Annotated in this window: 2 protein-coding genes; both read right to left on the bottom strand. The window is 70.5% G+C overall.

Annotated features, from left to right (window positions below; all coding sequences use genetic code 11):
- Positions 1-381: 381 nt before the first annotated feature.
- On the bottom strand, positions 382-1,065 hold the full coding sequence (locus ABD198_RS30365; RefSeq protein WP_344007930.1) for a helix-turn-helix transcriptional regulator: 684 nt from the start codon (positions 1,063-1,065) through the stop codon (positions 382-384).
- 299 nt (positions 1,066-1,364) lie between these two features.
- Positions 1,365-3,184 (bottom strand): outer membrane protein assembly factor BamB family protein (locus ABD198_RS30360; protein WP_344007928.1); only part of this gene is annotated, 1,820 nt, incomplete at its 5' end.

Raw genomic sequence — 3,184 nt, 5'->3', positions numbered from 1 at the left:
GTTCGCCATGCTCCGCGACGGCACCTTCTACGAACCCAGAACCCCACGCCTCGCTTGACGAAAGACATAGAGGCACCACCCCCCGCAACCCCGGACGAGCCCGACTCCCCCACCCCCGACGCCTGACCCTTCCCAGCCCCGGCCCGCACCGAGCGCCCCTCCTCATTCCGAGGGGCACAGGTGCGGGCCGGAGTGCATTCACTCACCGCCCCTGAAGCGGAAGCGCCGGCCCTGCTCACCCCAGGCACCCGGCGCGGGTGCGGGCCGGGGGTGGGTCGCGCCGGCCCCGCTGAAGCGCTACGCGTACCCCCACCCGGAGCCGCGGTTGCGCCGCAGGCATCAGACGCGCACCCTCACTCAGCCGCAGGGACGAAGCAGAACTCAGCCCTCCCGGGACGGGGGGCGGTCGGCTCGGTCGAGGAGGCCGGTGCGGGCGGCCAGAGCGGCCGCCTCGAGGCGGGAGCCGACGCCGAGTTTCATCAGGACGCGCTGCACGTGGGTGCGTGCGGTGGACGGCGCGATACCCATGCCCGCCGCGATCACCCGCGTGTCCTCCCCGTCCGCGACCCGCACCAGCACCTCCACCTCCCTGGGCGTCAGCATCTCCAGCAACCGCTGCCCCTCGTCATCCGGCTGCGCAGCAGGATTGAGCAACTCCGAGAACGCCCCCTGCAACAACGCCGGCGCCACCGCAGCCTCCCCCGCCCGCGCCTTCATGATCGCCCGCTCCACCCCCTCGATGCGCTCGTCGTGCCGCACATACCCCGACGCCCCCGCCGCGAACGCCGCCGCGATCCCGCGAGGACTCGGCACCGGCCCCAGCACCACCACCGCCACCTGCGGCCGCTCCCGCTTGATCTTGACCACCGGATCGAAGATCCCCGGCTCCGCAGGCGCCGCCGTCCCCAGCAGACACACCTCCGGCACCCTGCTGATCACCAGATCCGCGGCCCCCGCCACCGGCGCCGCCGCGGCCAGCACCCGGTGCCCGCGCAGCTTCAGCGCGGACGCCAGCGCCTCCGCCAGCAACCGGTGGTCGTCGACGACGATCAGCCGCACTCCCATAGAGAACCCCCCAGTCCCCCCAATAAATCTCACCCACCCATACGCAAGTGCACACCCGGTGGATGCCCCCGGAAGCTACACGCTTGTTCGACGTTGCGCTCCCCCTACCGGCGAGAATCGCCCCGGATCACCGAAATTCTCGCATTCGATGACGATGAGCGCAGGATGAGCTGTACGCGAACGGCCCCGCCCCTGAACAGGGGCGGGGCCGTAACCGCGCTTGATTGATCATCCCAGATCACTCCGGATCACTCCGGATCACTCCGGATCACCCGGAGCGGACCGGGACCGGACCGGAATCAGTTCGTGCCGAAGGCGATCGCCAGATACCGCTTCTCGTCCGAGCCGCCGAAGTCGCTCGCGTACACACCGGACATGTACAGCCGGCCCTCGCTGAAGAGGATCTCGGAGTACTCCGGCGACATCCGCGTCTCCACGTCCCGCACCGACTCCGTCGCCGGGTTCTCCAGCAGCAGCGTCTGCTTGAAGGTCCCGCCGTCGATGCTGACGATCTGACCGCCCTTGTCGTACGGAGGCCGCTTGTACGCCAGGATGTTGCCGCCGTCCATGCGCAGCGGAGTGATCGTGTAGTCGTCACCCGCGTCGGCCCGCTGCCCGGTCTGCTTGCCGGTGCTCAGGTCGAACGCCACGATCTCGTTCGTCTCGCCGAACTTGCTGGTGCCGCTCTCGTGCTCCTCGGTCGGGATGTACAGCCGGTCGTTGCCGACCGCCAGCCCGCTGCACTTCTCGATCTCGCTGATGCCGTCGCACTTCGCCGCGTAATCGTCGCCCGGCGCGGAGATGCGCGTGCGCAGCTTGCCGGTCTTGTTGTCGATCGAGAAGAAGTCCGAGATGCCGCTGCCGTCGCCCGCGGACTCGTTGACGTCGGCGGCCACGACCAGCGGATCGGTGGAGACGACCGCCGCGTACTCGATCCCCTCGTCCATCTTGTACTCGGAGATCACCTTGCCGGACTTCGGGTCGATGGTCTGGATGTGCAGCTGACGCTGCTTGTACGAACCGCACTTGCGGACCGCGACCATCTTCGGACCGCCGCCGTACCCGGCGTCGTAGCAGGTGTCGGAGGTCTTGGGCGCCCACAGCTGCTTGCCGGAGGTGATGTCCCAGGCGGCACCGCCGCTGGTGCTGCCCGCGGCGACCGTGGTGCCGCTCAGGGTGACGTTGCTGAACCGGATGGGGAACGTGCCGGTCTTGGCCGTCTTGTTCCACAGCTTCTTGCCGGCCTTCAGGTCGATCGCGGCGACCTCGGTGCAGCTCTGCGGGTCGGTCTTGGTCGGCATGGCCGGCTTGTAGACGATCGCCGTCTTGCCGTCCTCGGTGACGTGGCCGGTGGCCGTGCACACCGGGCCGGGCAGGTCGATCGTCCAGAGCTTGCTGCCCTTGTCACGGTCGTAGCCGACGATCTCGGCGATGCCGCTCTTGGCGTAGACCGTGTCGGTCACCCAGGAGCCGGCCGTGGTGATGGACTTCTGGTCCTTGGGCAGCTTCGGCTCGGGCACCTGGAAGAGCACCCTGGACTTCGGGTCGGCCGGGGCCTTCTCCTTGCCGGACGAAGCGCCTCCGGAACCACCGTTCTTGGGGTCCTTGCCGCCGGTCTTCGCGGTGTCCTTCTTGCCGTCGTCCTTGCCGGAGGCGGCGTACCAGACGCCGCCGCCGATGATCAGCGCGATGGCCACGACCGCGGAGACGATGATGGCCAGCTGTGCGTTGATCTTCCGCCCGCCGCCGGTCCCGCCGGGCTGCGGCGGGGTCGGCACGGTGGCCTGCGGATAGCCGTACCCGGGCTGTCCGTAACCGGGCTGCCCGTACTGCGGCTGCCCGTACGGGCCGGACGGCTGCTGCCCGGGGTACCCGTAACCGGCCGGAGGCTGGGGCGGCTGCGGCTGCTGCGGGTAGCCGTACCCCGGCCCCTGCGGAGCCGCCGGAGGAGTCGCCGGCGCGGCGGGCGGCGTCTGCGGGGACTGCGGGGCCTGCGGGTAGCCGTAACCCGGCTGTGGCTGGGGGGCCTTGCCCAGGTCGGGCCCGCCCGGCGCCGCCGGCGGCGGCGCGGGCGGCTGCTGCGGCGGCTGCGGCTGCGCCGGCGGCTGCTGGGCCGGAG

It is taken from the genome of Streptomyces thermocarboxydovorans (assembly GCF_039524635.1).
GTDB lineage: Bacteria > Actinomycetota > Actinomycetes > Streptomycetales > Streptomycetaceae > Streptomyces > Streptomyces thermocarboxydovorans.
The sequence above is the reverse complement of the archived record's forward strand: the minus strand, read 5'-3'. Positions and strand labels throughout refer to the sequence as shown.